General features: G+C 68.2%; 28 protein-coding genes. 7 read left to right on the forward strand and 21 right to left on the reverse strand.

Annotated elements, in window-relative coordinates; translation table 11 throughout:
- Positions 1-12 precede the first annotated feature (12 nt).
- On the reverse strand, positions 13-834 hold the full coding sequence (locus tag WPS_RS13120) for a DUF72 domain-containing protein (RefSeq protein WP_317997547.1): 822 nt from the start codon (positions 832-834) through the stop codon (positions 13-15).
- The gene (locus tag WPS_RS13125; protein ID WP_317994930.1) at positions 831-1,331 is read right to left on the reverse strand and encodes a peptidylprolyl isomerase; all 501 of its coding nucleotides are present in this window, start codon (positions 1,329-1,331) and stop codon (positions 831-833) included. The genes WPS_RS13120 and WPS_RS13125 overlap by 4 nt, the downstream gene beginning before the upstream one ends.
- Positions 1,332-1,441: 110 nt before the next feature.
- Here WPS_RS13125 and WPS_RS13130 point away from each other — a divergent pair, with 110 nt between their 5' ends.
- The 6 genes from WPS_RS13130 (at position 1,442) to WPS_RS13155 (ending at position 8,515) form a co-directional block, all read left to right on the forward strand.
- Positions 1,442-1,921 carry an ATP-binding protein gene (locus tag WPS_RS13130; RefSeq protein WP_317994931.1) on the forward strand — a complete coding sequence of 160 codons (480 nt, stop codon included), beginning with the start codon at positions 1,442-1,444 and terminating at the stop codon, positions 1,919-1,921.
- Between the two features lie 58 nt (positions 1,922-1,979).
- Positions 1,980-3,251, forward strand: a complete 1,272-nt coding sequence (locus WPS_RS13135; RefSeq protein ID WP_317994932.1) for a ferredoxin:protochlorophyllide reductase (ATP-dependent) subunit N — start codon at positions 1,980-1,982, stop codon at positions 3,249-3,251.
- Positions 3,248-4,756 carry a ferredoxin:protochlorophyllide reductase (ATP-dependent) subunit B gene (gene bchB / locus WPS_RS13140; RefSeq protein WP_317994933.1) on the forward strand — a complete coding sequence of 503 codons (1,509 nt, stop codon included), beginning with the start codon at positions 3,248-3,250 and terminating at the stop codon, positions 4,754-4,756. The genes WPS_RS13135 and bchB overlap by 4 nt, the downstream gene beginning before the upstream one ends.
- On the forward strand, positions 4,749-5,744 hold the full coding sequence (gene chlG, locus WPS_RS13145; RefSeq protein WP_317994934.1) for a chlorophyll synthase ChlG: 996 nt from the start codon (positions 4,749-4,751) through the stop codon (positions 5,742-5,744). Before bchB ends, chlG begins: the two co-directional genes overlap by 8 nt.
- A gap of 3 nt (positions 5,745-5,747) precedes the next feature.
- Positions 5,748-7,037 (forward strand): geranylgeranyl diphosphate reductase, encoded by a 1,290-nt coding sequence (locus tag WPS_RS13150; protein WP_317994935.1) that lies wholly within the window; start codon positions 5,748-5,750, stop codon positions 7,035-7,037.
- A 134-nt stretch (positions 7,038-7,171) separates the two neighbouring features.
- Positions 7,172-8,515, forward strand: a complete 1,344-nt coding sequence (locus WPS_RS13155) for a M20/M25/M40 family metallo-hydrolase (protein ID WP_317994936.1) — start codon at positions 7,172-7,174, stop codon at positions 8,513-8,515.
- A gap of 33 nt (positions 8,516-8,548) precedes the next feature.
- On the opposite strand, the gene WPS_RS13160 is transcribed toward WPS_RS13155, so the two are convergent.
- From WPS_RS13160 to WPS_RS13240, 17 genes are all read right to left on the reverse strand, one after another.
- Positions 8,549-8,791, reverse strand: a complete 243-nt coding sequence (locus WPS_RS13160) for a 4a-hydroxytetrahydrobiopterin dehydratase (protein ID WP_317994937.1) — start codon at positions 8,789-8,791, stop codon at positions 8,549-8,551.
- On the reverse strand, positions 8,788-10,110 hold the full coding sequence (locus WPS_RS13165; protein ID WP_317997548.1) for an aspartate aminotransferase family protein: 1,323 nt from the start codon (positions 10,108-10,110) through the stop codon (positions 8,788-8,790). The genes WPS_RS13160 and WPS_RS13165 overlap by 4 nt, the downstream gene beginning before the upstream one ends.
- Positions 10,056-10,463 carry a PAS domain-containing protein gene (locus WPS_RS13170; RefSeq protein WP_317994938.1) on the reverse strand — a complete coding sequence of 136 codons (408 nt, stop codon included), beginning with the start codon at positions 10,461-10,463 and terminating at the stop codon, positions 10,056-10,058. The genes WPS_RS13165 and WPS_RS13170 overlap by 55 nt, the downstream gene beginning before the upstream one ends.
- Entirely contained in the window at positions 10,460-11,263 is an 804-nt protein-coding gene (locus WPS_RS13175; RefSeq protein ID WP_317994939.1) for a DNA-processing protein DprA, read from the reverse strand. The genes WPS_RS13170 and WPS_RS13175 overlap by 4 nt, the downstream gene beginning before the upstream one ends.
- 20 nt (positions 11,264-11,283) lie before the next feature.
- Positions 11,284-12,864, reverse strand: coding sequence for a nitrogenase component 1 (locus tag WPS_RS13180; protein WP_317994940.1), 1,581 nt, complete (start codon positions 12,862-12,864; stop codon positions 11,284-11,286).
- Positions 12,865-12,866: 2 nt separating this feature from the next.
- Positions 12,867-14,174 carry a nitrogenase component 1 gene (locus tag WPS_RS13185; RefSeq protein WP_317994941.1) on the reverse strand — a complete coding sequence of 436 codons (1,308 nt, stop codon included), beginning with the start codon at positions 14,172-14,174 and terminating at the stop codon, positions 12,867-12,869.
- Positions 14,175-14,207: 33 nt separating this feature from the next.
- Positions 14,208-15,215, reverse strand: a complete 1,008-nt coding sequence (locus WPS_RS13190; protein WP_317994942.1) for a nucleotide-binding protein — start codon at positions 15,213-15,215, stop codon at positions 14,208-14,210.
- Positions 15,206-16,198: an alcohol dehydrogenase catalytic domain-containing protein gene (locus tag WPS_RS13195; protein WP_317994943.1), complete on the reverse strand. Its 993-nt coding sequence runs from the start codon at positions 16,196-16,198 to the stop codon at positions 15,206-15,208. Before WPS_RS13195 ends, WPS_RS13190 begins: the two co-directional genes overlap by 10 nt.
- Positions 16,195-16,665, reverse strand: coding sequence for a 2-vinyl bacteriochlorophyllide hydratase (locus WPS_RS13200; RefSeq protein ID WP_317994944.1), 471 nt, complete (start codon positions 16,663-16,665; stop codon positions 16,195-16,197). The genes WPS_RS13195 and WPS_RS13200 overlap by 4 nt, the downstream gene beginning before the upstream one ends.
- Before the next feature lie 246 nt (positions 16,666-16,911).
- Entirely contained in the window at positions 16,912-17,586 is a 675-nt protein-coding gene (locus WPS_RS13205; protein WP_317997549.1) for a Crp/Fnr family transcriptional regulator, read from the reverse strand.
- Between the two features lie 8 nt (positions 17,587-17,594).
- A complete protein-coding gene (locus WPS_RS13210) occupies positions 17,595-18,539 on the reverse strand; it encodes a photosynthetic reaction center cytochrome c subunit family protein (protein WP_317994945.1) in 945 nt (314 codons plus the stop codon).
- A complete protein-coding gene (locus WPS_RS13215) occupies positions 18,536-19,585 on the reverse strand; it encodes a photosynthetic reaction center family protein (protein WP_317994946.1) in 1,050 nt (349 codons plus the stop codon). The genes WPS_RS13210 and WPS_RS13215 overlap by 4 nt, the downstream gene beginning before the upstream one ends.
- A gap of 11 nt (positions 19,586-19,596) precedes the next feature.
- On the reverse strand, positions 19,597-20,421 hold the full coding sequence (locus tag WPS_RS13220; RefSeq protein WP_317994947.1) for a photosynthetic reaction center family protein: 825 nt from the start codon (positions 20,419-20,421) through the stop codon (positions 19,597-19,599).
- Positions 20,422-20,442: 21 nt separating this feature from the next.
- The gene (locus WPS_RS13225) at positions 20,443-20,634 is read right to left on the reverse strand and encodes a hypothetical protein (protein ID WP_317994948.1); all 192 of its coding nucleotides are present in this window, start codon (positions 20,632-20,634) and stop codon (positions 20,443-20,445) included.
- A 12-nt stretch (positions 20,635-20,646) separates the two neighbouring features.
- Positions 20,647-20,820, reverse strand: a complete 174-nt coding sequence (locus WPS_RS13230) for a light-harvesting protein (RefSeq protein ID WP_317994949.1) — start codon at positions 20,818-20,820, stop codon at positions 20,647-20,649.
- Positions 20,821-21,055: 235 nt separating this feature from the next.
- Positions 21,056-21,190 (reverse strand): hypothetical protein, encoded by a 135-nt coding sequence (locus WPS_RS13235; RefSeq protein ID WP_317994950.1) that lies wholly within the window; start codon positions 21,188-21,190, stop codon positions 21,056-21,058.
- 14 nt (positions 21,191-21,204) lie between these two features.
- Positions 21,205-21,657 (reverse strand): hypothetical protein, encoded by a 453-nt coding sequence (locus WPS_RS13240; protein WP_317994951.1) that lies wholly within the window; start codon positions 21,655-21,657, stop codon positions 21,205-21,207.
- Between the two features lie 51 nt (positions 21,658-21,708).
- Here WPS_RS13240 and WPS_RS13245 point away from each other — a divergent pair, with 51 nt between their 5' ends.
- Positions 21,709-22,827, forward strand: a complete 1,119-nt coding sequence (locus WPS_RS13245) for a uroporphyrinogen decarboxylase/cobalamine-independent methonine synthase family protein (RefSeq protein WP_317994952.1) — start codon at positions 21,709-21,711, stop codon at positions 22,825-22,827.
- Between the two features lie 118 nt (positions 22,828-22,945).
- Here the strand turns inward: WPS_RS13245 and WPS_RS13250 are convergent, their stop codons facing one another.
- Positions 22,946-23,848 carry a phytoene/squalene synthase family protein gene (locus WPS_RS13250; protein ID WP_317994953.1) on the reverse strand — a complete coding sequence of 301 codons (903 nt, stop codon included), beginning with the start codon at positions 23,846-23,848 and terminating at the stop codon, positions 22,946-22,948.
- On the reverse strand, positions 23,835-25,214 hold the full coding sequence (locus WPS_RS13255; RefSeq protein WP_317994954.1) for an FAD-dependent oxidoreductase: 1,380 nt from the start codon (positions 25,212-25,214) through the stop codon (positions 23,835-23,837). The genes WPS_RS13250 and WPS_RS13255 overlap by 14 nt, the downstream gene beginning before the upstream one ends.
- Positions 25,215-25,246: the final 32 nt, after the last annotated feature.

Genomic DNA, 25,246 nt, shown 5'->3' on the forward strand with positions numbered 1-25,246 from the left:
CTGTCCCGGCGGTTACTCGAAGAGCGAGCGCTGTTCCACCAGCGTGGGCCGTGCATGCGGCACGCCGAGCGCGGCGTAAACGTCGCGCACCGTCTGCGGCGAGTGCCCGGCGAACTCGTTGTTCGCGTAGCCGGCGACGCGCGCGAGCGACGCGCCGGCGTCGCGGATCGCTTCAGCCCAGCGAGCGATGCGTTCGCTGCGATCGACCTGCACGCGATCGAAGCGCGCGAACGCTTCGCGCGCTCCCATCCACCGCAGATAGGCGTGCGAAGCAACGGGCCGGCGCACTTCGTGGAGCATCGCGTCGAGCGGAACGAAACTGCCGTCGGTCGCCGCCACGGCCACGCCGTGCGAGCCGAGTGCGTCCCGCATCCGGCGGTGCGCGTCGCCGCGAAACCACGAACCGTCGCGCAGTTCGACGGCCCAGCGCGGACCGCGCGGGAGCGCGGCGACGAACGCCTCGAGCGTCGCGATCTCGCCGGCCTCGAAGTCGGGCGGCATCTGCACCAGCACCGCCTCGAGCCGTCCGTCCAATTCGTCGAGCATTGCGACGAACGCGGCGAGCGGTGCCGCGGCGTTGCGGAGCCGCTGCTCGTGGGTGATCTCGCGCGGCAGCTTCACCGCGAACGAGAAGCCGGCCGGGACCTGCGCCGCCCAGCGCGCGAGGCGGCCGGGCGGCGGCGTCCCGTAAAACGTCGCGTCGATCTCGACGCTGGAGAACTCGCGCGCGTAGGCGTGCAGGTAGCCCTCGGGGCGCGTCCCCGCATCGTACAGCGTCCCGACCCAGTCGGGATACGCCCAGCTCTGGGTGCCGAGCGCGAGGTGCGGGATCAGCCCTCTGCCGGTCCGGGCTCGATCGCGACCTGCACCATCGGGTCGCCGGCGCGGATCGCGTCGACGACGGTCTGCCCCTCGACGACGTGCCCGAAGACGGTGTACTGGCGGTTCAGGAACGGCGCGTCCTCGAGGACGATGTAGAACTGACTGCCGGCCGAGTTGGGGTTGCTCGACCGCGCCATCGCGACCGTCCCCTTTACGTGCGGACGTTCGTTGAATTCCGCGTCGAGGTTGTAGCCCGGGCCGCCGGTGCCGTTCCCCGCCGGGTCACCGCCCTGGATGACGAAGCCCGGTTCGTACCGGTGGAAGGTCAGGCCGTCGTAGAATCGGGCCCGCGCCAATTTGATGAACGCCGCGCTGTGCTGCGGCGCGACGTCGGGGTAGAACCGGACGACGATCTCGCCCTTGGGCGTGGTGATGCGCGCGCGGGCGGTCTTCGCTTCCTCGGCGAGCGTCTGCAGTTCGTCGCCCGTGGGCTTCGTATAGGTGGCCATCGGGCAGATCCTACGGCGCCGGGATCGCCGTGCCCCGCAGGGTTTCCGCCGCCGCAAAACGGGGTACACGCCCTCCGAAACTTCGTCACATCGTTGAAGAGCAAGGGAGCATGGACGGGACGGCACGGATCCCGGCGGGAGCGGGCGCGTCGCTGCGGTTGCGCGTGCCGCCGGATCCTCGATATGGGCGCTACGTTCGCGACCGGGTCGCCGGGTTCGCGCAGTCGCACGGCGTCCCCGAGATCGACGTTGCCGAGTTCGTCACCGCGGTCGCCGAGGGGCTGGCCAACGCGATCGAGCACTCCGGCGCGAGCGACTCGATCGAGGTTGCCTGCTGGCTGGTCGGCGGCGACCAGCTCTTCGCCACCGTGGTTGATTACGGGCAGGGCTTCGAGCCCCCCGAGACCGTCCTGACCGAGCCTGCGCTTCCCGACGTGATGTCGGAACGCGGCCGCGGACTCCCGCTCATGAAGAAGTTCACCGACCTCTTCAGCGTGCGGAGCACGCCGGGGAAGGGGACCTCGGTGATCCTCGGGCGCAGCGTCCGGCGGCGGGCCGACCGGGACGATTCGGCGGCGATCGCCGGCTAAACGCGGCGGGTGACTGCGGTCACCCACCGCCTTCCCGCGGACATGCGACGATTGTCGCGTGTTCGACACGGCAATCGAGACCCTCGAGCGCGATGATTTCTGTTCGCTGGCGCCGATCGGCTGGCTGCATCACAAGATGCAGGACGCGTTCTTTCTGGTCGTCGGGACGCAGTCGTGCCAAGGATTTCTGCAGACCGCGCTCGGTGTGATGGTGTTCGCGAAGCCGCGCTTCGCGACTGCCGTTCTCGATGAGGACGATCTCTCCGGCCGCGACGCGCTGACCGCGCTGCTGCCGCTGGCGCGCACCGTCGTCGCCGAACATGCGCCGCGGGCGATCTTTCTCGGCTCGACCTGCACGCCCGAGATCTTGAAGATGAACGTCTCCGGCTGCGCTCCGGCGATCGAACGCGAGACCGGCGTGCGCGTCTACCCGGCGCGGATGGACGGCTTCGACGCGTCGTACACGCAAGGCGAAGACCACGTTCTGCAGGCGATGCTGGCGCGCACGCCCGCCGGCGGCGAGACGCCGAATCTCGTCGTGCTCGGCTGCCTCTCGGCGATCGAGGAAGCCGAGATCCGCCTGGAGTGCGCGGCGATGGAGATCCCCGAGCCGCGCTTCATCCCTGCTGAGAGCGCGCTCGATCTGGCGCCGGTCGGGCCGCGGACGGTGATCGCTCCGGTGAATCCCTATCTGTTCGACGCGACCGCCTGGGCGAAGCGTGAGCGCAAGGCGACGATCCTGAGCGCGCCGTTCCCGTACGGTCCCGACGGCAGCCGCGCGTTCTACGAAGCGCTCGGCGCCGCGTTCGGAAGATCCGTCTCGTACGCGGAACGCGAGCGCGCGGCATGGGCGTCGCTCGAAGGCGAGCTGACGGCGCTGCGCGGGCGAACGATCGCGTTCGCCTCCGACGCGATGGTCGAACTGCCCCTCGCCCGCACGCTGCGCGCGGCGGGCGCGCGCGTGCCGTACGTCGGCACGCCGAACGTCTACCGGAAGTTTCACGCGCCGGAGACGGCGCTGCTCGAAGGCGTGGAGATCGCTGAGCGGCCCGACCGCTTCGCGACGTTCGCCAAGCTGACGGAGCATGCTCCCGACGTCGTCGTCGCCAACCTCAACATCGCGAACGCCCTGGAGGGGATGGGGTTCGCGGTCAAGTGGTCGACGGAGCTCACGTTCCAGCCGATCCACGGCTTCAGCGGCGCGCAGTCGCTCTTCGCGATGTTCGCCGCAACGCTGCGCCGCCACGACGCGCTCGCCGGCCACCGCGCAAAAGCCGGCAGCGAGACGCATCCGATCTCGATGGACTTTTTCCTGGAGTCCCACCGGTGAAGCTCGCGATCTGGTCGTATCAGGCACCGGCGCATGTCGGCGTCTCGATGTGCGCCTCGTCGATCAACGGCGTGCACACCGTCCTGCGCGCCCCCAAGGGCGACGGCTACGCGACGATCATGCTGGCGATGTTCGAACGCCTGGGCGTCCTCCCGCCGCTGACGATCAACGCGCTCACCGAAGGGACCTTGGCCGGCGCGCCTGCCGATCTCCCGCGCGTGCTGCGCGAGATCGACGCGCGCGTGAAGCCCAAGGCGATCCTCGTCACCCGCAGCGCGACGGCGGCCGTCCTTCAGGAACCGCTCGACGGCGAGTTCGGCACGATGACGCCCGGCGAACTCGGCGCGGAGGTGATCTTCGGCGCATCGCACCCGGTTCGCGACAACGAGACGACCGCGTTCGCGCTCACCTTGCGCCAGCTCGTCGCCCATGTCGCCGCCGACTGCGCGCGCACCGAAACGCCGTCGGTGAACATCCTCGGTCCGGCGCTGCTCGGCTTCCACGACCACAGCAACGTGCGCGCGCTGCGCGCGCTCTTCGCCGCGATCGGCGTCGACGTCAACGCCGTCGTCCCGCTCGGCGCGACCGTCGACGACCTGCGCACGCTCGGCCGCGCCTGGCTCAACGTCTCGCTGGTGCACGAACGCACCGCCCCGCTCGTCGCGTACCTGCGCGAGCGTTACGGCACGCCGAGCGTCGACGCACTCCCCTACGGAGAAGCAGGAACGACGCGGTTCCTGCGCGAGGTCTGCGCGACGCTCGAGCTCCCCGCCGACCGCATCGCCGCTGCCGCGCGGGAGTCGCAGCTCGGCTGGTACGCGCGCACCGTCGACGCGCACGCGCTCTCGACCAAACGTGTCGCGGTCTTCGGCACGCCCACCACGGCGGCCGGGATCGCCCGGGTCCTGCACGACGAGCTCGACATGCGCGTCGAGTGGGTCGGCACGTACGTCCGCGAGTACGGCGACTGGCTCTCGGCGCGCGTCGCCGACGTGACCGGCCGCATCCTCGTCACCGACGATTATCGGGAGGTCGCGCAGGCGATCGACGAGACTCGCCCCGACATCGTCTTTGGCTCGCAGATGGAACGTCACGCCGCGAGCGCGCACGGGATTCCGTGCGCGGTGATCTCGCCGCCGGCGCACATCCTCAACTTTCCGCTCTCCTACGCGCCGTTCGTCGCGTACGAGGGCGCGAATTATCTCGCCGACGTCGTCAATCGCACGCAAGTGCTCGGCCTCGAACACCATCTGATCGAAACGTTCGGGCCCCGCGGCCAAGGACGCTTCGCCGAGCAGGCGCCGGAGGGACTCGACGAACCCGCCGTCGCCGCCGCCGAAGGCGCTCCGCAGTGGGATCCGTCGGCAGAACGGCTCGTCGGGCGCATCCCCTTCTTCGTGCGCAAAAAGGCGCGCGCTAACATCGAGAAGTACGCGCGCGAGCAGCGGCTCGCGGTGATCGACGAACGCGTCGTGCTCGCGGCGCGGGAACACGTCGGTGGCTAAGGGGACGCCTGCGCTCGACGAGCGCACCGTCTTCGGCGCAGCGGCGCGCAGCAGCGTCTCCACGGTCGGCCGCTTCGGCGCCGTCCTGCTGCCGTTCGGCGACAAGCACGCCGGCGCGGCGGCGATCAACGCGTCGCTCAAAACGTTCGCGAAGCCCGGGACGTGGTTTGCGCCGATGTGGGCGATCATGGTCGGGGCGGTCGCCGGCGGCGCGCGCTGGGACGCGCTCTCGCTGGTGAAGATCGTCGCCGCGATGGCGCTCGCCGGCCCGTTGCTGTGCGCCTTCTCGCAGATCGTCAACGACTGGTGCGATCGCGACGTCGACCGTATCAACGAACCCGACCGGCCGACCGCTGCGAACCTGCTCGCCCCGCGCACCATCGTGCTCGTCGCCGCCGGGCTCGCCCTCGCTGCGCTCGCGCTCGCGTACGCGCTCGGCACCGCGGTGCTCGCGATCGCCGCGCTGGGACTCGTGCTCGCGCTCGCGTACAGCGTCCCGCCGCTGCGCCTCAAGGCGCGCAACGGCTGGCTCGCCAACGCGGCGTGCGCGTTCGCCTACGAAGGGTGTGCGTGGGTCGCCGGCGCGGCGGCGTTCGGACACGTCACACGGGGGACGCTCGTCCTCGCGACGCTCTACTCGCTCGGCTCGCACGGGCTGATGACGCTCAACGATTTCAAGAGCATCGACGGCGATCGCCGCCTGGGCTTGCGCTCGATTCCGGCGATGCTGGGGATCCGCGGGGCGCTGATGCAAGCCTTCGCGTTCATCGACGTGTTTCAGGTCCTTGCGATCGGCTACGTCCTGGCGCACCGCGCGTGGATCGCGGCAGCGTTCATGCTCGTCCTGTTCGCAGTGCAGCTGCCGATGCAGCGCCGCATGGCGCGCGATCCCGCCGCCCTTGCACCGTGGTACTGCGCCAGCGCGATCCCGCCGTTCGTGTGGGGTATGCTGGCCGCCGCTCTCGCCATCCGCTACGGGGGGTTCTAGCTCATGCCGAAGGTTCTGGTCGTCGGTGCGAACGTCGGGGGTGCGATCGCGGCGGGCGATCTCGCAGCGCAAGGCTGGGACGTCACGCTGATCGAGCGCGATCTCAAGCGCAAGAAGCCGTGCGGCGGAGCGATCCCGCCGAAGGCGATCAGCGAGTTCGGCGTCCCGGAGACGATCATCGAACGCAAGACGACGCGCGCGGTCATAATCGGCCCCAGCGGCTCGGAAGTCGCGATGGACGTGCGCGGGTCGAAGAAGCGACCCGACGACTACATCATCATGGTCACGCGCGAGGTGCTCGACCGCACGATGCGGGAGCGTGCCGCGAACGCCGGTGCCGACGTGCGCGAGGCGTCCTTCGTCTCGCACGAGCAGCACGCCGACGGGGTGCGCGTGAAGCTGCACTATCGCGACGGCCGCGAAGAACTCGTCAATTACGATTACCTGATCGGCGCCGACGGCGCCGGCTCAGCGGTCGCGAAATCGTGCGGCCGCGCCCCGCAGCGCCACGCTTCGGCGATTCAGGAACGGCTCGCACTCCCCGACGACGCGATGGCGTACTACGAGAACACCGCCGAACTCTACCTCGGCGACGACATCTCGCCCGATTTCTACGGCTGGGTGTTCCCGAAGAGCGATCACGTCGCGGTCGGCACCGGCTGCCGTCCCGAGCACGCGAACCAGACCTATCAGTTCCTGGAAGGCGTGAAGCGGCGCGCCGGCCCGAAACTCCGCGGCGCACGCCGGATCCTGCTCGAAGGTCATCCGCTTCCGATGCAGCGCTACAAGAAGTTCGTCTACGGGCGCACGATGCTCGTCGGCGACGCCGCGGGGCTGGTCGCGCACACCTCCGGCGAGGGGATCTACTTCTCGATGGCCTCGGCACGGATCGCGGCGCAGGTGCTGCATCTGAGCGCGACCGATCATCGCACCGCGCTGACGCGGTACGAGAAACTCTGGCAGAAAAAATACGGCGCGATGTTCGACTTCCTCGAGTTCCTCGAGCAGATCTCGTACACGAACAACTTCGCGCGCGAGTTCTTCGTCGACATGTGCTCGACGCGCGACGTGCAGCGCTTCACCTTCGATTCCTATCTCTTCAAGGAAATGGCGCAGCTGAAGCCGGGCGATCACTTCCAGATGGCCTTCGAAGCGGCGAACCGCGCGATCGCAACCTGGTTCTGGAAGCGCCGCCCGATCGCCGACGCACCGCCGTTGATCACCGCCAAAGAAGCGCTCCAAGCGACCCGCCAAGCGATCCGCGAAGGCGTCACCGCCGACGCCGTCGCGTAGCGCCCGCGTCACGCTGAGCCCCTCGTCACGCTGAGCGTGTCGAAGCGCGGCCGCCTGCGCGCATGAAGGGAGGCGGCGCTTCGACGAACTCAGCGTGACGAGGGAGCCGTAAGGCGCGCGCGGTAAGCGGCCCGATGCCTCTGCGTCGTCTTCTCGCCGCGAGCGTCGCGGCGCTCGCGCTCACCGCGCCGGCTCGCGCCGACGTCCCCGCGCCGCCCCTCGACCCCGCAATCGTCGCCGCGCTCGCCGCCGTCTCGCCGGCGGAGCTGCGCGCCACCGACGCCGGCTTGGTTGCATTCGGCACGCGCTCGACGTTCTCGGAACAGGCCGGGAGCAAGCGCGGCGTCTTCGCCGCCCGCGCGTACCTCGTCCAACGCTTCCGCCGCATCGCCGCCGCCACGAACGGCCGCATGACCGTCGCGCTCGATACCTACACCCAGCCGGCCGATCCCAAGAAGCGGATCCCGCGCCAGGTCGTGATCTCGTCGGTCGTCGCGACCCTGCGCGGCGACGATCCGAGCGGGCGAACCTACGTGATGTCCAGCCACTACGACTCACGCAACAGCAATAACGACGACGGCGAGCACGACGCGCCCGGTGCCGACGACAACGGCTCGGGGACCGCGGCGGTGGTCGAGGCGGCCCGCGTTCTGGCGAACGTGCCGCTTCACGCGACGGTCGTCTTCGCCTGCTTCGACGCCGAGGAGCAAGGTCTGTTCGGCAGCGCGCATTATGCCAAGACCCTCAAGGATGCGCACGTCGACGTGCAGGGCGACATCAACAACGACATCATCGGCGCGTCGGTCGGCGACGACGGCATCAAGCGCGACAACGTCGTGCGAATCTTCTCCGAAGCCCTGCCGCCGGGGACCGATCCCGCCCGGATCAACGTCGTCGGCGGTGAGAACGATTCGCCGTCACGCGAGCTCGCGCGGTTCGCGAAGGAGACCGGCGACGCGTACCCGACGGGGCTCCACGGCCTGATCGTCTACCGCGCCGACCGCTTTCTGCGCGGCGGCGATCACGAGTCGTTCAACGCCGAAGGCTTCCCCGCGATTCGCTACGTCGAGCCGGTCGAAACCTTCGCGCACCAGCACCAGGACGTGCGCGTCGAAGCCGGCGTTCAGTACGGCGACCTACTGCAGTACGAGGACTTCGACTACCTCGCGCGCGTGACGCGCTACAACATCGCGACGGTCGCGTCGCTCGCGCTCGCTCCGGCCCCGCCGAAGGCGACGATCGAAACGAAGGTGCTCACCAACGACACGACCTTAACCTGGACCGCCGTCCCGCGGGCGGTGCGCTACGAGATCGTGCGCCGTGCGACGAGCGACGCGCTATGGACCGACGTCCAGGATGCCGGAAACGCCGCCACCGCGACCCTGAAGTTCTCGAAGGACAACTGGCTCTTCGGCGTGCGCAGCGTCGACGCGCAGGGCCATCGCTCCGTCGCCGCCTATCCGGCTCCCGTGCGCTGAGAACGCGCGACGCGTCGCGGCCGTAGACGCTTATTAGAGCGCGTCGATCGCGCGCGCGAGCGCGACGTCGCGGTCGGTAATCGCTCCGACGTCGTGCGACCAGGTGCGGATCGTCACTTCGTTCCACGACAGTGCGATGTCAGGATGATGGTCGAGCCGGTTCGCGGCCTGGGCGACGGCGTTGACGAACGAAATCGCGCCGTCGAAGTTCTTGAGGTCGAAGACTTTGACGAGCGCTTCGCCGTCGTTCGTCCAGCCCGGCGGTGTCTCGATCATACGATTCCCTTCGCGCGTAGATCGCGCAGCGACGCTTCGATCGCGCCGGCGGTGAAGGCGACGTCGTCGTCGCCGTGCGCGGTCGAGAGAAACATGACCTCGTTGTGCGAGGGCGGCAGCAGCACGCCCCGCTCGCGCATCGCGTGATAGAATGCCGCATAGGCACGCTGATCGTCGCGCTGCTGGTCGTCGTACGACCGTGTCGGCGGTCCGGACCGGAACTTGAAATCGACGATCGAGGCGAGCTGCAGGACGGCATAGTCGAGCGCAAGCGCGCGGAGGGACGCGCGGATCGATGCGGCGAGCGCGCGCGCGCGCCGCTCCGTCTGGGCCAGCACGTCCGCATGCGTTTCGAGATAGTCGAGAACCCGCAGCCCGAGCGCGATCCCGAAGGGCATCCCCGCGTGCGTCCCGCCGGTGAACGCAGGACCGTCGGGCGCGAGCATCGCCATGATCTCCGCGCGCCCGCCGAACGCCGCGACCGGAAAACCGCCGCCGAGAACCTTGCCGACCGTCGTCAGATCCGGCGTGACGCCGACGCGAGCTTGCGCGCCGCCCAGACCCAGCCGCAGCCACGTGATGATCTCGTCGAAGATGAGCACCGCACCGCAGCGGTCGGCGCGCGCACGCAAGCCTTCGAGGAAGCCCGGCACGGTCTCGACCAGGCCCATATTCCCGCACACCGGCTCGACGAGGATCGCGGCGACGCGACCGTCGAGCATCGCCAGCAAACGGTCGACGTCGTCGAGATCGTTGTAGCGTGCGACGGCGAGGTCGCCGACGACCGCGCGCGGGATCCCCGAGCCGCCGGCGTGCGGGGTTTCCGCCGACGCGCCGGCGTCCTGCAGCGCGAGATCGAAGTGGCCGTGATAATTGCCGGAAAATTTCAGCACCGCGTCGCGGCCGGTCCACGCGCGCGCGACGCGGATCGCGCTCTGCACCGCCTCGCTGCCGGTCGTCGTGAAGCGCAGGCGCTCCATCGACGGCAGGTGACCGCGGATGCGCTCGGCGAGCGCGAGTTCGTCGGGCGACGTCGAGCCGTACACGACGCCGCGCGCCGCGAGCGCGTCGAGGCCGCCCAGAAACGGCGGGGTGTGCCCGAACAGCAGCGGACCGTAAGCCATCACGTAGTCGGCGTAGCGGCGACCCTGCTCGTCGTAGGCATACGGCCCTTCCGCGCGCACGCAAACGAACGGGTCGCCGCCGACACGGCGGCCCGCCCGGACCGGTGAACTCGCACCGCCGGCGAGAACGGCGTCGAGCGCTACGCGAGCGTCGAGGATGGCTCTCCCTCCGGAACCTGGTTCCGCAGCACGCAGATCGTCGCGCGATCCGAATCGTTCGCCAGCCGCACGAACACGACGGTGACCCGCTGCGGGCCGTGCGGAAACGCGAAGACGAATTCGAACGGCTCGACCGAGGTGTCCTGCGAATCGAGAAACGTCGTGAAACGGCCTTCGAAATCTTTGATCGCCGTGCACGGCGCCAGGTCGTGGAAGAAGTTGAGGCCGACGACCGATTTGCCGCCCATGTGTGCCAGATTGCGCTCGTATGCGTTGTATTCGAGGATCGCGCCGGTGCGATCGACGACGATCACGCCGAACGGCAACCGGTCCAGCTCCTCGCCGCTCAGGCGCGACGCGAGATCGAGATCGGACGGGTGGAAATTCACGAGACCTCCAGGCCTGGGATGACGGAGAGTATATGCGATGCGGCACGTTGCGCATCCCACGGAAGTCGATCTGCGCCGGCGGCGAGCGCGGCGCGGTTGCCGCCGGCGTCGCTCTCGAGGGCGAACCGCGGACGCCCGGACCGCTCGGCGAACCGGAGGGTATGCATCGCGCCGCCATCGGCGTCGGATTCGACGAGCACGACGGCGTCGGCGTGCGCGGCCTGCAGGCGGTCGCGCCGCACCAGCGACCAGCGCGTCGCGGGATCGTGCGGCGCGCGCTCCGCCGCGACCGCGCCGCCGCCGGCGACGATCGCGTCGGCGAGCGCTTCGTGTTCGGGCGGAAAGGTGCGCGCGATCCCGGTCCCGACATACGCGATCGTCGCGACGCCGGCGGCGAGCGCGCCGCGATGCGCCGCCGCGTCGACGCCGTGCGCGAGGCCGCTCACCACCGGCCGCCCGATCGCGCGGGCGAGCGCATTCGCGAAGGCGCAGGCGCGTTCGCTCGCGTCGCGCGCCCCGACGACCGCGATCCCGCCTGCGGCGAGCCTGCCGCGCACCGCGAGAAACGCGGGCGGATCGGCGAGATCGTCAAAGCCGCGCGGCCAGTCCGGATCGCCCGGCGTCACCAGCCGCGCACCGAGCGCTTCGAGCGCCGCGAGATCGACGCGCGCGTCGCGTCGCGCTTCGGCGAGCCGCAACGCCGATTCAGCCCCGAGCCACGCCCGCAGCGGCGCGGAGTCGCCGCGGCCGAGCGCGCGCAGCGGACGCGCCGGCACGCGCAGCCGCCACGCCGCCAGCAAGGGCAGATCCCGGAACGGGTTCAGGGCGAGAAACGCGCCGTGATCTCGTCGACGATCGCGAGGTCCACGTCGGTCCTCCGTTCGCGCGCGAGCTTCTCGGATTCGGCACGCAGCTTCTTGTTGACGGAGACGCGCACGAAGAACGGGACGCGCTTCGTCACGCGCTCCGCCTGCGCTTTCGCCTCGTCCGTCCACGTGACGACGGCGTTCTGTCCTTTGCCGGTGTCAGTCTGCGCCTGCGGCGCGGCGCTGAGGATCTGGCGCGTCGTCACGTCGGCCCGCACCGGCGGCGCCTTCGAGGTCGGCAGGTTCGCGAAGAGCACGTCGAAGAGCGTCTCGCAGACGACCTGCAGCAGCCACACCGCGCCCGCGTAGCCGACGAACGGCGTCCCGGTCGCGCGGCGCACGACGGCGCCGGGAAACGACACCTGCATGAAGCGCGACGGCATGCGCTCCTGCGCGACGATCATCCGCTCGTTGATCGACCCCAGCACCAGCATCGGCGACGGGCTCGCGTCGGCGAGCGCGGCGCGCACCGCGTCGCTGGGCGCGCTCTCCGGACCGGTGCGGTACGCGCTGAACGCGATCGGCAGCCCGAGTTCGCCGCCGAGATAGCGTTCGAGGCCGTCTTTGTACGTCGGCGGCGCGACGATCGCGATCGGTGCGTTTGCGAAGAAGTCGGAGTGCGTCGAGTTCCAGATGTCTTTCCATGCCGCGAGCGTCGATTTTTTCTCGGCGGCGATGAACGCGGCGGCCTGTTCGCGCAAACCGAGCGTCTCGCCGAGCCCGCGCAGGAACGTCGTCGTCTCCTCGAGCCCGAACGGCGCGTGAAAGACCGGCAAGCCGACCTCGCGCGCGAGCGAGATGCCGAACTCTTTGTAGAGAACCACGAGCGCGTCGCCGTCGGCGAGATCGGCGGTCTCCCACGACGCGGCCTTGAACGGATAAACGAGACCGACGTCGGCACCGATCCCCCGGATCAGCCGTTCGATCTCCGCGAGATCGGAGTACGAGTTGAAGCATCCGTACGTCGGCCCGATGAGGTGCACGCGGGGTTTGGTCTTCGGAACGGCCGGCGCATCGGCGGGCCGCACGAAGTGAGCGCGGTGCTCCCACAGGAAGAGCAGGGCGCGGTCGCGCGCCTTCCACTCGTCGTCGTCGAGCGCGTGCGCATCGAAGAAGAGCGCCGACCCTTTCACGTCCTCGTCGATCGTCGTCCACGCGCCGCCGATGAGTTCGGAGACCGGCGTCGAGACGATGATCACCTGACGCCCCTCGACGCTCGCGCGCGCGACCTTCTCCTTGAGCGCAGGGAGCGTCCCGGTGATCGTCACCTCGTTCTCTGAGAGTTCCGAACAGGTGACATTCTGCAGGTACGGGATGCTGTCGGTGTAGTTGATGACGGCGACCGCCGGCATCACGTGGCATCCGACCGGTCCGTCGAGCACGACGTTCACGTCGCGCAGCGACGCGAACGCCTGCATCGCGCCGGTGTCGCCGCCGCCGTGATCGAGATCGGTCACCTGCTTGCGGATCGGCGTGTTCACCACGTCCGACGGCAGCTCGCTGGGCTTGACCGAAGGCCGGACGCCGACCGCCATCGCTACAGCGCTCCGTTTGCCTGCAGGTGCGTGGTCAGATCGATCGCCGGTGCCGCCCAGGACGTGTACGTCCGCGCCGGGGCGTCCTCATCGTCGGCGAAGAACCGCGCGACCTTGTCGTAGCGCTCCTTCGCCCGATGCGTCTGCGTCACGAGCTGCAGCACTGCGGTCGCACCTTCGGCGAGCATCAGCGATCGCGTGGCGATCGCGTTGGTGTAGTAGATCGACGGGATCCCCAGCTCTTTGGCGTGCGCGCACAGGGGCGTCGTTCCGATCACCAGGTCGTAGGGGTGATTCGTCAGCGCGCCGATCTCGTCGTCGAAATTCGCGCCGTACAGCACGGTGCAGCCGTGCGCTGCGAGCCACGCTTCTTCTTCGCGCGCGAGCGGATTCGCGTTCACGGCCGTCGAGAGAAACGGCACCTTCGCTCCCGCTTCGAGCAGCAGCCGCACCAGCAGGAACTCGTGCCCTTCGTACCCCGCGACCATCACGGTGAGCCCGTCGAGCGGGTACTCCGAGATCGCGGCCTCGACGCGCGCCTTCTCCTCGCGAGCGACCATCCGCACGCGCGTCTCGTCGAGCGCGAGCGCCGCACCGACGTCGACGATCCATTTCTCGGTCCCCGCGATCCCTACCGGCGCGCCTTCGACGAACGGCAGGCCCTGCTTCATCTTCATGCGCTTCACCGATTCGGAGTAGAACGGGTGCAGCGGTGCGTTCAGCGCGCCGTCGACCATCGCGACGTAATCGGCCCAGCGCGGACCCGGGACCGTCGTGTTCACGTGCGAACCGATCCGGCGCAGCACGCCGTCGAGCACGATCGGGTCGCTCGGGAAAATCTCGCCGATCAGGTTGACGCCCGAGCGCTGCTTGCGCTGCGGCGGGAGCCGCCAGACCAGCGAGTCGACGACGATGTCTTTCGCGCGCGCGTGCGTGTGCACCGAATAGGCCGGCAGCGGGACGTAGATGACCTCGGTCGCGCCGACCTGCTTGGGCAGCAAGTCGAACGGCAGCCCGACGGTATCGCTCACGCACAGCGAGCAGATCGGAATGATCGCCGGCGAGTGCTTCTCCGCGATGTCGTGCACCATCGCGCGCAGCTCGTCGAACATCGAGCCCTTCGCCCAAATCTCGCTCGAGACGCCGGGCGAACGGATCGGCCGGTTTGCGACGTAAAAATGCGCCACGAACGTGTGCCCGTACAGACACCCGTCACCGCTGGAGATGACGATCGGAACCGCGTCCTCCATTCGCAGCAGATTCCGCACCGCCCCGAACGCGGGGCACATCGACGAAGGCTGCTTACTCATACCAACCCCACGGCACGCTCCGCGCGCGTCACGCTAGGAGGCGCGTTCCCAGGCGCCGGCGGGAACGGCACCGCCTCCGACGCTCACGATGACGGGGCCGAGCAGACGATGGGCGTCTTCTTCCGCTTCGAGGTAGCGATGATCGTCGAGGCCGCCGTTGGGGATTCCCACCAGCGGATCGTCCTCGCCGAGCGACCACAATTCGTCCGCGGTGACCGCCGTCCCGTCCATCTCGGCCGCGTTCCCCGTCAGCGACATCATGAACTCGACGAAATCCACTTTGTTCGGCGTCACCGCGGCGCGCGTGTCGATCGACTCGATCACCTTCGCGACCGCGTCCTGCACGGCGGCATGCGGCACGCCGTCGACGAGCACTTCATCCTGCGGGAGCAGCGGCAGCTTCGCGAGCACCGGGATCCCGAGCCACTCGGCCAGCTTGTCGGCTTTTCCGCTGCCGTCGTCTTTGTTGACGAACAGCCCCAGGCACCGCGTGCGCCCGCCGTTCTCGGCGAAATACCGCACCGCCGACGCGATGTTGGTCGCGGCGTAGAGGCTCTGCCCCTCGTTGCTGCAGACGATGATGAGCTTGTCGGCCATCGAACGCGCGATCGGCGTCCCGAACCCGCCGCACACGACGTCGCCGAGAAAGTCGAGCAGCATGTACTGGAAGTTCCACTCCGAGAGGCCCCACTTCTCGAGGAGCTGGAACCCGAAGGTGATCCCGCGCCCGCCGCATCCGCGCGCCGACTCGGGCCCGCCGAGCTCGACGCAGTACACGCCTTCGCCTTTGAAGATGATGTGCTCGGGGCCGAGGTCGTCGGCCTTTCCCTCGGCTTCGAACTTCGCCCAGGTCCCCAGCAGCGTGGGGATCAGCGCGCCGCCGAAATGCGTGACGACCGAGTCGTGCTTCGGATCGCAGCCCATCTGCAGCACGCGTTTGCCGCGATCGACCAGCGCCTTCGCCGTCATGCTGGTCAGAAACGACTTGCCGGCGCCGCCTTTGCCGTAGATCGCGACCGTGCTGTTCTTGCTTACGCCCATCGCAGTATCACCTTCAGGGTCGAGGAGTCGTGGAACGCCACGCGATACGCGCTCTCGTACCGTTCCACCGGGTACGTCTCCGACGCGAGATCGTCGACGCGGACGCGGCCGTCCGCGATCGCGTCTCGCGCTGCAAGCAGATCGCCGTGCTCCCACTCGCGCGCGACGACCAGCGACGGCTCGCGCACGAAGAGTTCCGGGAACGACGTCTCGAGGCGATCGTAGTACGACATTACGACGATCGTGCCGCGCGGCCGCAGCACGCCCGCGATCCGCGCGAGCAGTTCGCTCTTGCCGGTGCATTCGAACGCGATGTCGATCGGCGCCGGGCCGCCGCCGTGCGCGCCGTGCCCGTGACCGTGACCGTGACCGTGCGGTGCGGCGGCCGGAACGTCGAGCGAGATCCGTTCGACGCCGGGGATGCGGCCCAGGCGCGCTTCGGCGAGATCGGATTCGAACACCGTCGCGCCGGCCGCGACGAGAAAGCGCGCGACGAACTGGCCGATCGCACCCATCCCGATCACGGCGCAGCGCTTCCCGGCGACGTCGCCCGCGCGCAGCACGCCGTGCAGCGAGGTAGCGGCGAGTGCGAGCAGCGGTGCGTGCGCGAGGGGGATACCGTGCAGCGGAACGACTTGCGCCGCGCTCTTGATGAGCTGAGACGACTGGCCGCCGAACGCGGCGACGACGTCGGCGTAGCAGCGCGCGCCGCCGACGAATACGTCGTCGCCGACCGCGACGTTCGTCACGTCGCGGCCGGCCGCGGTGACGACGCCGACCGCTTCGTAGCCGGGGACGAGGGGGTATTGCATCCCCGGCATCCCCGGAAGCTTGCCGTCGAAGAGCAGACGTTCGGTGCCCGCGGAGATCGACGAGTAGCGCGTCTCGACGGCGACCTCGTCGTCGGCCATCGGACGCAGCTCGACGTCGCGCAGCGCGAGCCGCCCCGCTTCGGAGAACACGACCGCGCGCGCCGAACTCATTCGGCGCGTACCTGAACCGCTGCGGTCTGGCGATTGTGCTGATGCGTGCGCCACACGTACTGCGCGACGTTCGCCGCGTAGACCGTATACGCGAAGAGCAGCATCCCGATCACGGAGACGAGGTTGTCGGTGTGCGTGTACGCCATCGCGAGATAGCCGCCGTGCAGCAGCAGCACGATGACGGTGACGGTGTCTTCGAACAGGAACGCCGGCGCGAACCAGTAGTAGCCGTAGACGTCCTTCTCCCACAGCGCGCCGGTCACGACCGCACCGAGCATCAGCGCGATCTTGAACAGCACCGATTCGTGCACGACGTCGAAGGTGACGGCACCGCGGAAATACAGCACCAGGAGCACGACGCTGACGACGAACGCGAGCAGCTGTCCGATCGCAAAGATCGGATGGATCGTGGTCCACACGCTGGCTCGCCGGCGCGCCCGCACCTGTTCCGTATTCACAACCGCCATCCGCGAGGTGTGCCCCCTTCTCTCTCCTCGTCATCGTAGGGAGCACGGGAGACGCGGACGGTGATAGTGGTCACCCGGTCCGCGCATGAGCCCGAGGGGCCATCGGCGAGCCAGGAGGTCCGCTTTGCGCCCCGGGGGTCACCGGGCCGGCCGGCGACCCGGCCGCGCGGCGATCGTGACAAGAAAACACCCCGTCGTACGGGGCGTACGACGGGGCGCAAGACCTGCGACGACGCGCAGCAGGGGTCAGACGATGAGCGCTTCGAGGCTCGCGACGTTGGTGATCTCGAGCGACGCGGCGTGACCGTCGGAGACGTAGCCCTGCTGGCGGAAGCGCGCCATGTTCCGCGAGACGGTCTCGCGCGCGGTCCCGATCATGTTCGCCAGATCCTGATGCGTCACGGGGAGATCGATCCGAACACCCGCTTCGGTCGGCACGCCGTACTGCTTCGAGAAGCGCACCAGCACGCGGGCCAGCCGCGAGGCGACGTCGCGGCCGCGGAAGTCGTCGAGCAAGGTCAGCGCGTCGGAGACTTGCTCGGAGATGCGCAGCATGAACGCCGCCAGCCGTTCGGGCCGCGTGCGCACCGCACGCTCGAACTCCGCGTTGTCGATCATCGCGATTTCGGCCGGTTCCATCGTCTCGAGGAAGACTTCGCGCCAGTACCCGTTGAGCACCGCGCGGTCGCTCCAGATTGCGCCCGTCTGCAGGATCGCGATGAGGATCTCGCGTCCGCTGGACAGCAGCTTCGTCACCTTCACGGTTCCGGAGACGATCGTGAACGTGCGGTGCGGCGCGCTCTCGGGGTCGGAGATCGACGCGCCGGCTTCACACCGGCGAATCTGCGCGTTGGCAAACGCCTCGCGAATCTGGATCGGGAATCCTTCGATTTCGCCGGCGTCCGGCAGACTCCAAAACATATCCACGGTTAGGGCTGCGCTCCCGACGCGAGATGGGCGCCCGGGTTCTCGTGAACCTCGGGATGGGCGGCCTTCGGATCGACCGGCGTTTGATCGAGCGCGGCGGTGACCATGCGAGTCGGCCACTTAGCGCCTTGGTGACACGTGTAGCATGTGACCGCTTTGATGTTTGCCGGCAGATACTCGTGATTGATGGCATCGACCATCCGCCACATGCGATGCGCGATTTGGTTGGTCGGATAGTACTGCAGCGAGATGAAATCGGCGGTGTTGTGGCAAAACAGGCAGTTCACGCCGAGCGATCGGGCGACGCCGTACATCGAGTTCACGGTGTAACCGGCCTGCTTCTGGTTCTTGTAGCGGTAGTCGAGATACTGAACCGGGACCACGTTGTACTGGACCGCCATCCGCGGCTGGCCGCGGTGACACGTGACGCATCCGACCGCGCCCGAGACGGCGTAGTTCGGATAGTCCTTGTGCACCGGGTCGATGTACTGCGCGTTGGCCGCGACGACCATCTTGGCCATGAGGCGCGCAGCCTTCTTGGTCGACGTGTCGTACGCGTAATTCTGCGCGTTGTGGCAATACGTGCATTGGACGCCGAGCGACGACGCGAAGTACGTCATCTGCCCGATCAATTGCGCGTACGAGTACTTCGTGTAGACCTGCACGTTGTAGAGGCGGCCGGGAACGTACTCGTGCGGCACCGTCTTCGGCTGGGTCGAGAAGTCGAGCGGTGCGGTTTGATCGACGGGCCCGTAGCCTTTGGCTTGATCGGCGGTGACCTGCTGAGAATCTTGCGCGCCGAGACCGCCGGAGAGGTTGGTGATCTTCGGGACCGGCGTCGATGCCGGCCCCGCGGCGCGCGCTTGGTCGACGAGCGGCTGCACCGCGCCGGAGAGCGCGAGCGTCGCGACGATCACGGAAGGACCGAGCCAGCGACGCAGGTTCACGGCTTCTGCACCGAGGTTTCGTTCAGCGGCGTCGTTTTCGGATACCCCGGCACCGGCAGCCCCGGCTGGATCACCAGCGGCTGTTCACCGGGACGTCCGTTGATCGCAGAGCGCGTGATCGGTCCGTACTGCTGCACGGTCCCATGATCGACCGCCCACACGTACCAATCGTTCGTCACCCAGCCCGTCGTGATCACGCCGATCGCGCCGGCGAGCGTGGTCATCGTTGCAAACCACCAAATCCAGTCGTGAATCGTCTTCGGGTTGGCGTTGAAGCCCATCGTCCAGCGCCAGAACAGCATCGACTTGTGCGAGCCCGAGTGCATGTCTTTGATCTCGGAGTCCTCGTGGTGGCTGCCCTCGGACGACGTTGCGAGAATCGTCCCGCCGTGCATCCCCCATAGCATCGTCGAACCGAGCAGGAAGAAGATCGAGAGCTGGTGCCACGGATTGTAATAGAAGTTGCCCCACAGCACGCTGATGTTCTGCGCCCAATCGAGGTCGACGTTGAGGCCGAAGCCCGGTGCCTCCGCCCACGATCCCATGATAAGCGGACGGATCACCCAGATCGACGTCGTCAGCGAGATCGCCGAAACGAACGCGAAGAACAGATACGGCCGCCATTGGAAGCGCATCAGGCGTTCCCAGCAGCGCAGTCCCCAGAAGCCGACCGACGCCGCCCAGAACGTCATCACCGCCATCCAGTAGCCGCCGTGCGCCCATGAGTTCGGGAACGCGAGGCCGTTGTCGGGCGGCAGGACCTGGATGTTCGCGAAATAGCGGATGTAGTCGGCGAAGTTGTCGTTGACTTGCTGGAGGCCGCCGAGGATCTCGACCGCGAGGCCCACGATGAAGGTCGCGACGCTGAGCGTTCCCCACAGTCCCAGCCACACCGTCCCGATCTGCGCGTCGACGTGGAAGCGGTTGAGGAACTCCCATCGCATCGCGACGCCGAGCCGCGCGCCGAGCGGATCGAGTTCGTCCTTGATGCTCGGTTCGGGAAGCTCGAGCGGATGAGAGGGCGCGGCCTCGATGATGACAGCCACGTGCGTCTACCTCAGTGAATCCACGGCGGGATGTTCCAGCGCCAGAAGTCGACCCAGTCCTGCACCAGCGTTCCGGAGGTCAGGATGCAGAGGTCGCTCATCGCCAGCGTGAACACCGCCAGGTACAGGCCCAGGCGATGGATCCCGTACTCGCCGATCGAGTACGCGATGTAATCGCGCCAGAAGTTGTCTTCGCGCAGCATCTCTTTGCGCGGGTTCTTGTCCGTGTTGTAGGTGCCGAGGATCGCACTGCCGTGCATCGCGAGGATCATCGCGGTGAGGAAGAATCCGAGCACGGCCCACGCGTGAAACGGGTTGAGATACCAGTTCATGTAGCGAAAACCGGTGTTCGAGACCCACGTGAGGTGGCTGGAGTACGAAAGGTCGAACCCCTCGCACCAGCAGCCCATCAGCACCGGGCGAATGATCTGCAGCGAAACCCACGCCGAGATCGCGAGGCTGAACATCGCCGGCACGTGATAGCCCATCTCGAGCTTGCGGCAGATGTCCACTTCGCGAAGTGCCCACGCGACGAACGCGATCGTCGCGAGGATGACGACGGCTTGCCATGCGCCGCCGTTGAGGAACGAGTGCGCGAAGCCGAGTCCGACGTCACGCTGCGGAGGATGGACGTTGGCACGAACGAGATCGAGATCGCCTTGCAGGACGACCGCGAGGAACAGCACGCCGGTCCCGAGCGCCGCAGTGAGCACCGCGACAACCCCCCACAACCCGACATAGAAGCGTCCGAACCAGAAGTCGAACGGGTCGCGTCCCAGCAGCCCGGCAAGGAACGTCCCGCCGGGCTTCCGGTACACCGACTCCCACTCGAGCACTGCGGTGCCGCCCCGCCCGCGCTACTTGGCGCCCGGCGCTGGGTTGACTTGCGTTTGACTCGTTGACGTTTCGGTTGCGGCCGAGATCCACTGACCCGCGTTGTACTTCGACGACGAGAGCAGGATGAAATGGATCAGGAACGCGACCAGCGCACCGGCGACGCAATACGCGGCGAGGTTGGCGCGGAAGCTGTACTGACGACGTACGATCATGGTCGGCGTCTCCTAGATGAACGGCTTGTAGGAGTAGGCGAGGACGTGCGCCACGATCGCGACCACGAAGAATCCCCACGATCCGTACACGACGAATTTGTGGACTGTCCAGTCCGCGTTGTTGAAGAGGTGGCGATAGGCCTCAGGTACTTGGTCGGCGTCGACCTCATACGAAGCGGGCCCCACCGCCGGTTCCAGATTTGCCATGCGACCCCCATGACGATAGGTGGAGTGGCCGCCGGGTAGCGGCTCTAGCGCTTACGGTAATCGTTCCGAACGGGGGGCGGTGTAGTGGGTGCTACGGGGTCTCGCCTCGCAGCGCACCGTGAAACGGAAGGCGTCTCCTGCGTGGCGGACACAAAAAGACCGCGGCGCGCCAAGCGCGCGCGGGAGCGAATCGCCGACCACGCGTCGCGCGCGGCTACTGCTTGAGCGACTTGCCGCGCGTCCACGGCCACGGGATCACCGCCAGCGCCGGCGCCAGCAGCAGCGCGCCTCCGAACAGGAAGATGCAGAACAGCACCTGCCAACTCGGGATGAAAAAGTGTGACCACATCGCGCGTGCTCCCGCTACAATCCGCGCAGCGACGGCAGCGTCGGCACGTCTTGCGGCATCAGACCGACCTCGAGGCAGTGATCCCAGATCGCGTGCGCGGCGTACGTGTCGGGGACGATCTGCGCGACGACGCGATCGCCCTCGAGCCGCGCGTCGAAAATTTTGGGGTCGGCGGCGAGCAGCTGCAGGAAATGCACGCTGTCGGTCACCACGTCGGGCGCCGCGATCGAGCGCAGCGGGACCGAGATCTCGATCTGCGGCGGGATCGCGAAGCCTTTGCTCACGAGCCTCCCGATCATCGCCGTGATGTTGCCGGGAAACTGCATCTGCAGCGAGAGCACCGAGCTCTGCGCGTCCCAGGACGGCGCCCACGTCCCCGCGGAGCGATACACCGTGTCGGCGGCCAGTTGGCCCGTCGCCCGGCCGCTCGCTTGGAGCGGGATGCGGAGCGTCGCAAAAGCGCCCATGCGGACACGATACGGGAGTGGTGGGGGACGGGACGTAGCGAACGCTACACCGTGGCCACCCCGACGACGAATCCGTTCCGCGCCGATCAGATCGGCAGCCTCCTCCGCCCGGGGCCGCTGCTGGACGCGCGTCACGCCGGCGCCCCCGCGGCCGAACTGCGCGCGCTCGAAGACGCCGCGATCCCCGCCGTCCTGGAGCGTCAGCGCGAGACCGGCCTGCAGATCTTCGCCGACGGCGAGTTCCGCCGCGGCGGGTTCATGACCGACCTGACCGACGCCGTCGACGGGTTCGATGAGGGCGACGCGATCCAGCGCTCGTGGAGCGCCGGCGGCGGGACCGCGACGGCGCCGAGCGCGGTGCGCGGTGCGCGGGATCGTCAATCGAAGCTCCGTCAGACGCGGCGGCTCACCGCGCTCAAGCTCCCGTTTCTGCTCGCGCACAGCCCGGGGCCGATCAAGATGACGCTCCCGAGCGCCAACCAATTCCCCGCCATTTCCTATAAGAAGGGCGCCAGCGAAGCGGCCTATCCCGATCCCTCCGCATTCCTCGCCGACGTCACGGCGATCGTCGCGGCCGAGACGCGTGCGCTTGCGCGAGAGGGCGTCGCATACCTGCAGATCGACGCGCCGCGCTACAGTTACTATCTCGATCCGAAGTGGCGCGACTTTCTGCGCGCCGAGTTCGGCGAACCGGACGCGCTGCTCGCGGAGGCGATCGCCGCCGACAATGCGTGCTTCCGCGCGGCGCGCGCCGCGAATCCCGAAGTGACGCTCGCGATCAACCTCTGCCGCGGCAACAACCGCAGTCAGTGGTATGCGTCGGGCGGATACGACGCGATCGCCGAACAGCTCTTCACCCAGCTCGAAGTCGACCGGTTTCGGCTCGAGTACGACGACGAGCGCTCGGGGACGTTCGCGCCGCTGCGCTTCGTCCCGCGCTCCAAGATCGTCGTGCTCGGTCTCGTCTCGTCGAAGACCGGTGCGCTCGAAGACGCGGACGCCCTCAAGCGGCGCATCGAGGACGCGAGCCGCGTCCTGCCGCTCGAAAACCTCGCGCTGAGCCCGCAGTGGGGCTTCGCATCGATGGCGGAAGGCAACGTCATCACGGAGGACGAGCAGTGGGCGAAGCTGCGGCTCGTCGTCGAGACCGCGCGCGCGGTGTGGGGTTGACGCGCAGTCGCATCGCGACGCCGGCGTCGACGCGCCCGCGGCGGTGCTTGCGCCGCTGAACTTGCTGCGCGAAAGTCCGTCGCTCGTCGGGATCTTCTTGCGGTTCGCCGGCCGAGCTTCAGCGCGCGAAGGCGACCGTCAGCGCGGTGAGCATCTTGGCGCGGAACGGCACGTATGCGCGGCGCCGGAACACGTCGAAGTCGTTGGCTTCGATCCGTTCCAGGATGCGGCGGTAGAGCGAGAGCGCGAGCCGCACGGTGTAGCGCGACTCCGGCGAGAGCATCGCGATGCCGGGCTCGGCTTCCGCGTACATCTTGCGCACGCGATCGATCTCGAAGGCCATCAGCGCCGTGAACCGCTCGTCGATCACCTCTTCGAGGATCGCGCTTTCGCTGCAGCCGAAGCGCTGCAGATCTTCCGCGGGGAGATAGATGCGGTCCATGCGCGCGTCTTCTCCGACATCGCGCAGGATGTTGGTCATCTGCATCGCGCGTCCCAGCGCGATCCCGTAGGCCGCCGCTTCGGGCGTCATCGTGCCGAGGATCGGCATCACGAGCAGGCCGACCGTCGACGCGACGAGGTAGCAGTACTCGCGCAGCTCGTCGTAGGTGTCGTAGCGGCGGATCGTTACGTCCATCCGCGCACCGCGCAGGAGGTCGAGCCCCGGTTCGATCGGGATGTTGAAGCGCTGGGCGGAATCCGCGAACGCGGCGAAGATCGGATCGGTCGTGATCCCGTTGTAGGCGGCGACGAGCTGACGCTCCCAAGCGTCGATCGCGTCGAGCCGCTCGCGCGCCGGGGCAATGCGGTCGATGATATCGTCGGCGGTGCGGCAGAACGCGTACACCGCCCACACCGCGCGCTTCTTCTCCGCGCTCAGGAAGAGCGAGCTCAAGTAGAACGTCTTCGAGTGAAAACGCACGATCTCGCGGCACGTACGGTAGCAGTCGCCGAGCCGCTCGTCGCCGAGCGTCCCGACCTCCCCGAGCGGCGCGTGCGCGCCGCCGTCAGGCGCGAGCACGCTGCTCCGCAAGCAGTGCGTCGACGGCGCCGCGCGCGCTGCGCACCGCGCCCTCGATGCTGGCGGGGAACCGCGTGTTGACGTAGCAGCCGGCCAGAAACAGATTGCGCACCGGAGTGCGCGCGCCGGGCCGCAGCCGCTCCGCGCCCGGACTCGCGCGGTAGACGCTCTTGGGAACGCGCACCAGCTTCGCTTTCACCAGGTGCTCGCGCGTCGCCAGCGGGTAGAGCTTGCCGAGGTCTTCCATGATGCGCGCGACGACCGTCTCGTCGTCGAGCGTGATGAGCTCGTCGGCGGGCGCGACGCAGGCCTCGATGAACGATCGCCCTTCCCATTCGTAGCCGGGCGACGCCTGGCCGAGATCGGCGTGCACGCTCAGCACCGTCCCCGGCGAGAACATCAGATTGGTAAACGGCGAGACGGGCCGGTCGAACCACAGGTGCGCGTTGATGATCGGCGAGCTCTCGAGCTTCGCGATCCCGTGGATGCTCGGGTCGCGCAGCATCTCGGCGGGGAGGATCTTCTTCGCATCGTGGACCGGCGTCGCGAGGATCACGCTGCCGGCTTCGAAGGTGCGCCCGTCGCGCGTCTTCGCGCCGATGCAGCGGTCGCCGCTGAAGAGCAGCTCCGCGACCGCGGCGGTCGACTCGATCTGCACGCCCCGCTTGCGCACGTGCGCGGCGAGCGGTTCGACGAAGCGCGGCCCCGGCGGTCCGTCGAGAAAACCGGCGCGGCTGGCGTTCCGTTCCGAGGCGAAGTAGGCCATGACGCGCAGCATCGCTTCGGCCGAGATCCGTTCCACCGGCGTGAAGTTGAGCGCGAGCGCCATCGGCGCGAAGAACGTCTGGAGCATGTGCTCCGACATCCCGCGCCGCCGGTGCCACTCGGCATAGGTGATGTCGTCCTGCTTCTCCGCGTACTCGTGATCGCGCAGCAGCACCGGAAGCGTCCCCTTCGCGAAGAGCACCTTCTCCCAGTTGTTGAACACGTATTTCGCGTTGAGTACCGCGCCGATGCCGTTGAGCGGCGAGGGCGCGTCGACGAACCGGAACTCCTCGTAGACGGGCTTGCCGTTCCAGCGCGGCGAGAAGTGCGGCGGCATCGCCCACGTCAGCGCGTGCGGCTGCCAGAGGACGTGGTGTGCGATCCCCACTTCCTTCAGCAGCGCATGCAGCGAGGCGTAGCCGCCGAAGAACGCGTGCAGGCCGGTCTCGAGGATGTCGCCGTCGCGGTCGCGCCACGACGAAAGCTTGCCGCCCAGAATCGGCCGCTTCTCCAAGACGGTCGCCGTGCGGCCCGCGTCGGCCAAAAACTGGGCGGCGGCGAGACCTGCAGGTCCGCCCCCGACGATCAGCGTGTCAACCATTACCACTTCTGACGTGTACTAGGAACGAATCG

Source organism: Vulcanimicrobium alpinum, from assembly GCF_027923555.1.
Taxonomy (GTDB): domain Bacteria; phylum Vulcanimicrobiota; class Vulcanimicrobiia; order Vulcanimicrobiales; family Vulcanimicrobiaceae; genus Vulcanimicrobium; species Vulcanimicrobium alpinum.

What these genes read in the sequence shown, in the direction of transcription:
- WPS_RS13125 (WP_317994930.1), bottom strand. Translation starts at nt 1,331, where the DNA reads ATGGCCACCTATACGAAGCCCACGGGCGACGAACTGCAGACGCTCGCC.
- WPS_RS13130 (WP_317994931.1), top strand. Translation starts at nt 1,442, where the DNA reads ATGGACGGGACGGCACGGATCCCGGCGGGAGCGGGCGCGTCGCTGCGG.
- WPS_RS13150 (WP_317994935.1), top strand. Translation starts at nt 5,748, where the DNA reads ATGCCGAAGGTTCTGGTCGTCGGTGCGAACGTCGGGGGTGCGATCGCG.
- WPS_RS13155 (WP_317994936.1), top strand. Translation starts at nt 7,172, where the DNA reads ATGCCTCTGCGTCGTCTTCTCGCCGCGAGCGTCGCGGCGCTCGCGCTC.
- WPS_RS13160 (WP_317994937.1), bottom strand. Translation starts at nt 8,791, where the DNA reads ATGATCGAGACACCGCCGGGCTGGACGAACGACGGCGAAGCGCTCGTC.
- WPS_RS13180 (WP_317994940.1), bottom strand. Translation starts at nt 12,864, where the DNA reads ATGGCGGTCGGCGTCCGGCCTTCGGTCAAGCCCAGCGAGCTGCCGTCG.
- WPS_RS13185 (WP_317994941.1), bottom strand. Translation starts at nt 14,174, where the DNA reads ATGAGTAAGCAGCCTTCGTCGATGTGCCCCGCGTTCGGGGCGGTGCGG.
- WPS_RS13190 (WP_317994942.1), bottom strand. Translation starts at nt 15,215, where the DNA reads ATGGGCGTAAGCAAGAACAGCACGGTCGCGATCTACGGCAAAGGCGGC.
- WPS_RS13195 (WP_317994943.1), bottom strand. Translation starts at nt 16,198, where the DNA reads ATGAGTTCGGCGCGCGCGGTCGTGTTCTCCGAAGCGGGGCGGCTCGCG.
- WPS_RS13200 (WP_317994944.1), bottom strand. Translation starts at nt 16,665, where the DNA reads ATGGCGGTTGTGAATACGGAACAGGTGCGGGCGCGCCGGCGAGCCAGC.
- WPS_RS13205 (WP_317997549.1), bottom strand. Translation starts at nt 17,586, where the DNA reads ATGTTTTGGAGTCTGCCGGACGCCGGCGAAATCGAAGGATTCCCGATC.
- WPS_RS13225 (WP_317994948.1), bottom strand. Translation starts at nt 20,634, where the DNA reads ATGATCGTACGTCGTCAGTACAGCTTCCGCGCCAACCTCGCCGCGTAT.
- WPS_RS13235 (WP_317994950.1), bottom strand. Translation starts at nt 21,190, where the DNA reads ATGTGGTCACACTTTTTCATCCCGAGTTGGCAGGTGCTGTTCTGCATC.
- WPS_RS13240 (WP_317994951.1), bottom strand. Translation starts at nt 21,657, where the DNA reads ATGGGCGCTTTTGCGACGCTCCGCATCCCGCTCCAAGCGAGCGGCCGG.
- WPS_RS13255 (WP_317994954.1), bottom strand. Translation starts at nt 25,214, where the DNA reads ATGGTTGACACGCTGATCGTCGGGGGCGGACCTGCAGGTCTCGCCGCC.